Source organism: Bacillus sp. JJ1474 (assembly GCF_036965225.1).
GTDB lineage: Bacteria > Bacillota > Bacilli > Bacillales > Cytobacillaceae > Cytobacillus.
On record NZ_JBALPC010000265.1, the window covers coordinates 4,005 to 8,940 of the forward strand.

Below are 4,936 nucleotides of genomic sequence, written 5' to 3' on the forward strand. Positions count from 1 at the left end.
CTGTTCTCATACTGTTCCCACAATGCTTTCTTCACGAATACTCCGCGTTTTTTGCGAATTTGACCCGCAGATGATGAGAAATACACATACTGTTCCCCATCAGCATTAATGAATCCCTTCGTTATCAAATTCTCAAGCACACTATAATAATATGACTGTACTATAATAATATCTGTGCATATTTCATCTTCATCATTACATCCTAATGTTCTAGTTAATACAGAATCAAAAACAGATATTGCATTGTTGATGATCAAGGAATCTTCCCTCAGCACCCTAACCTTATTATTTTTATCAAATAGTTCCTTCAATTTATCCTTCTTCAAATCAATCATGTCACTAAGAATCTTCTTTGGACTTTTTAATTCCTTGAAACAATTTAATTCTTGGTCAAATATCGTGATGAAGACAGTCAGGAATTCAATTTCACTTTTACATGTAGCGATCAACTTATCTATATTAGCCTTCTCAACCGCACTCTTACCCTTCTTGGATTTGCGTAAATTAGCATTAACAGTCCTCAAGGACTTCCTTTGCTTTTTGGCGATTAGGATAGCATCCTTTGTTTTCATCATCTTCATAACATTTTTCTCATGGATTACATTATCTTCGAGGTGTGTAATCAATTTATTAATCAACTTCACATTTTTCTTATTCTTCTTCGTGATTTCATTCAGTTTGTCGGATTGCTCTTTCCCACTTAATTTAATTAACTCCTCCAACAGATACAATTCAACTTTTAACGCCTCAATCTCGGTATGTAGTTTGTGTTCACGCTCATTGTAGAAATCTGCTGTATCCAAAGAATAAATTGAAACTTGTTTTGATAAATTAGCCATTCGTCATCATTCTCCCATTCGATTATTTTTTTGATTAGATTATGTAAATTCATGCTGATTAAAATTAAATATCGAATAAGTTATAAATTGGGGGTATATATAATATAAGTATTAGTTGAATTAAATTTTAAATTTATATTAATAAATAATAGTAATAGTATTAAATAATAATTAATTAATCATAGTTCAAGGTTAAATTAACCTATATACTATGTACCCCCAAAATGTAACTTATTCAAAAACTAATTAGTAAGGTAATTCTTCGACCGATATATCTATACCACTACCAAATAAGTTTTCAAATTCTTCCTCTCTCAACTTGTAGTAGTCGTGTGAAGACATTACTTTAATTTTTTCATAGAATTGTGGCTTGTATGTAAATAAATCAAAATCATTAGTTATGTATGTATTAGCCTTTCTCTCACTTGGGTCAAGTGCTAAACAGAAATATTCTTGATTATGTATTCCTTCAATCATCTTGTATTTTCTCAATTGGTCTAAGTATCGAATTAATGTATTTTCGGCTATCCCTGTATCTAATGCCATATTCTCAATAGATACATCCCATCCTCCAGAATGATAGTCGTTCATTCTCTTTATGTATGAGTAAAGATAAAAGCCAGTACACTCCAATTCCTTCTTACTCATGCAGAATAAGAAAACTTCAAACGGAATCAGATGAGTATTATCTACTTCATAAAATGTACCGTCCAAATAACTATCTTCTTTGGATTCCTTTGTTCTATGAAATGCCTTAGGTGGAAACTTTATCGTATATTTCCTGCTATATTGCTGCTTTACATTCCTTTGAATATCCTCATCCATATCACTCAGTAAATCAAATTCCAGAAAATCGTCCTCATACGTCCATGAAAGAGGAAAGTCTTTAGTGGTGATTGTGTAACCTAGATCATCTAATACTCCATTCTTTTTGATGAGATAATCCAAACCTTTTGTGATTGCGGTATATCCTAGTATTTCTTTAATTTTCTTATTATCAATATCATTAATGACTCCATATTTTGCATATCTGTACAGCCAGCAAATTAAATAGTAATAGGAATAAGCAAAGGCAATATGTGGACTATTGGGAATATGACATTTCAATTCCTCAAGTATTTCATTTGGAATGAATACCTTAGATTCCCGTTCGTGATATTGTAGTAGTTTTTCAATTTCTTCGTATGTCATTAGACTTCTCCTCCGATTTATTAATAGATTTTTTATAGAGTTGATTTATTTTATTTTGTATTCTTCAAGCGCCTTCTGTAAACGTTTATCTATGTAATACAAACTAAAAATTTTCTTAGTTTTTAAGTCCTGTGCCACAGTAATAAGCTGAATATCTTTTGTTTTAAGGAAATCTGAAACTGACTTGTTGTAGCAGAAAAAGTAATTACTCAAGGTTTTTCTCACCTCCTTTCAAGTTTTCCTCACTTTTTATCAACTTGTTGTTGATTTTATGAGAGAATGGTTTATAATAGGTATTAGTTAAATATCACAATGGTGATAGAGACTATAATCTGACTCACCACATTAAGGTGACACGTATCACCGAATCTCGGGACGACATCGACCCAACTCTAAATTTTAACAATAAAGCTGACCTGCTCATTGCTCCATTTTTACGGAACAAAAAGCAAGTCTATTCGTATTTATAGTTATAAGTATATTATCGACATGATTTGGAAGTTGTTTAGTAGATTAATAATTAAATATTCCAGACTTTACTTCCTCACCATGACCTCCACCATCTTCATCCCAAATTGTTTTGAACAAAGTCCAGCGAATGTTGTTCTCAGTGATATTCCACATTCTGATTGTATAATCCTCACTACCTTTGGTGATATAAACTCTGTCTAAATCCCAATCATCTATGACGAAATTACTTTTTCTCCCTAATGCACGTTTAGCTAAATTCTATATTGGTTGTGGTATTTCTCTTTCAATTGTTGCAGTCATTCATTTTCCCCCTTAGTTTTTATTAAGCGTCTATGCTTTATTATATCTTTTTATCTAATTTCGACAAATGCGATTTTGATAGATATAGCCAATATATTCGACAAATAAAGGTCACTACTTTATCATAATGTCATTATACGCAAGAAGTTCTTGTAGAAATTAGTCGAAATATTTTCTATTAAACTTCCACCTCAATATCCTCGTCATTGATATTAATTTCCCAGTCCCACGCCTTTGTAGAAATAACTTGACCGTCCATAGTTAATAGATTTACAAACGCTTGCTGTATGTTAATAGAGTCTAACTTTTCTTTAACATCCTCTTGACTCATACCTTCAATTTTAATTTCAATTGGCATTTGAATGTTTGCGAATACTGTGAACGCTTCTTTATTTGTAGCTGCGATAGTTGTTGTCATTTTATTTTATCCCCTTTTTATGTAGTTTTTTAAATTAATGCTGCGATTATTACTTCAAGGCTCCAGAACGTGATAATCCACAATACAAGCCGACTATGAATGTTGCAAAGCTGTAAAGTATCCAGCCAATCATTTGTAACCCTCCTAGTGTTATTTTTGCACACCGAAGTGTGTATCTAATTACATAATATACATTGTAGTGTATATTGTCAACACCATAATTGAAAAAAGTTACACTTCGGTGTATAATTAGATTATAGATAAAAGGAGTGATTGCTAATGATAAAAATACACCTATCAAGAATAATGGGTGAACAAAAACTAAAAATATCAGATGTTGCAACAATGACTGGATTACATAGAAATGGGATCACTAGACTTTATAACGATGAAACTGACGGTATTAAATTTGATACATTGGAAAAGTTATGTACAGCATTAAATTGCTCAGTAGGCGAATTAATAGAACATATCAAAGAAGACGGGGAATAATACCCTGTCTTTTTTTATTGGTGTCCCAGAAAAAGACACTATAATGACTATAACTGTGAGATATTCTCACTCTTTAATGTCGACAACGTGTCTGTTTGGTCGACACCTGAGAGACTTAAATTGTCTCACAGTCGAAACTAGGTCACAGAACGTGATTCACTTTTAAGGTCAATCAAATTTACCTGAGTGCGACAATATCGCCTTATGCGGAATCCAAATTTGGATTCGGGTTCAAGCCTCTGTTAACCCCAAACCAAATTTGAACTCAGGTTCCGAGCAACCCTAAGCATCAAACACTTCGAGGAATGCGTTCCTCATAAACTGAGCCTGCATCTGCTTACGTATTACGCCCGTATAATAGCCGAGAGGGTTCTTAATACGTTTACCCTTCATCTTGGTTAGAAGTGCCTGTAAACAACGAATAGATAGTGTAGCTAAGTCACCAGAAGCAATGTCAAACTTCTTAGCATTTAAGAAACTGATTTTCCACATTTCATTAATTTGTTTTGGACAATGGAAATAGTATTCTGCAAATCTAGCAAACTCCCCATTAACCCACGGATTAACAAATGATACAGGCTTGTCCTTACGTATATTATTTAATTGTTTGCTAGATTTAGAAAGATTGATAGTTTTAGCACGGTTCAAATTATCGTCAATGGATGGTTCATTTGATTGTGAAATAGAAGAATTTTCACTCCACAAAATTGTGGAGTCAGATTGCTCTGCATTAGAAACATAGCGATTAAAGACATACAAATTTGATGACTTGGAACCATTCTTCCTCACTAATTCATGCACAGTTAATAAGCCTAATTCTTTAGCTAAGGAAATAGCACGTTTGAATGTAGACCGAGATATTCCGTTATCATTGTATTGATCATTAATAGCTTTTAATATTGTTCCAATTTTGGCATTAGAAATGCCTGGGATTTTTGCACAATATCTAATCAACCTTTTGATTGCTATTAGCTGCCCCTTAGTAAATTTATTTTTAATATCAGTCATCCACATTTCGATATTATTATTGAAGTCTTTTAGTGATGAGAATTGACTATATTCTTTGAAATCTTGAATATTTGACTGTAACATAAAAAGCCCTCTCCCTATAGATTAGTGAAAGGACTGCACCATTTGCTCTAATTTTGAGATTACTAAAGAAACCTACCGTATCTGTTGTTTTTTAACAGAGGATTAGTTATAATTAGATTATTGAATATGGGTG

4 protein-coding genes and 1 pseudogene are annotated in these 4,936 nt (G+C 32.5%); 1 reads left to right on the forward strand and 4 read right to left on the reverse strand.

From position 1 onward, the window contains the following. The 3 genes and pseudogenes from V7164_RS24050 to V7164_RS24060 all read right to left on the reverse strand — a co-directional run. Positions 1 to 839: pseudogene (locus V7164_RS24050) on the reverse strand (hypothetical protein); the annotation flags it as partial. A 246-nt stretch (positions 840 to 1,085) separates the two neighbouring features. Then, positions 1,086 to 2,030: a hypothetical protein gene (locus V7164_RS24055; RefSeq protein WP_335355469.1), complete on the reverse strand. Its 945-nt coding sequence runs from the start codon at positions 2,028 to 2,030 to the stop codon at positions 1,086 to 1,088. 949 nt (positions 2,031 to 2,979) lie between these two features. Further along, complete coding sequence (locus tag V7164_RS24060; protein WP_335355470.1) at positions 2,980 to 3,219, reverse strand: hypothetical protein; 240 nt, start codon at positions 3,217 to 3,219, stop codon at positions 2,980 to 2,982. A 279-nt stretch (positions 3,220 to 3,498) separates the two neighbouring features. Between V7164_RS24060 and V7164_RS24065 the strand changes: the two genes are divergently transcribed. After that, the gene (locus V7164_RS24065) at positions 3,499 to 3,711 is read left to right on the forward strand and encodes a helix-turn-helix domain-containing protein (protein WP_335355471.1); all 213 of its coding nucleotides are present in this window, start codon (positions 3,499 to 3,501) and stop codon (positions 3,709 to 3,711) included. Positions 3,712 to 3,993: 282 nt separating this feature from the next. Here V7164_RS24065 and V7164_RS24070 read toward each other — a convergent pair whose 3' ends face one another. Continuing rightward, positions 3,994 to 4,803: a hypothetical protein gene (locus tag V7164_RS24070; RefSeq protein ID WP_335355472.1), complete on the reverse strand. Its 810-nt coding sequence runs from the start codon at positions 4,801 to 4,803 to the stop codon at positions 3,994 to 3,996. Positions 4,804 to 4,936: the final 133 nt, after the last annotated feature.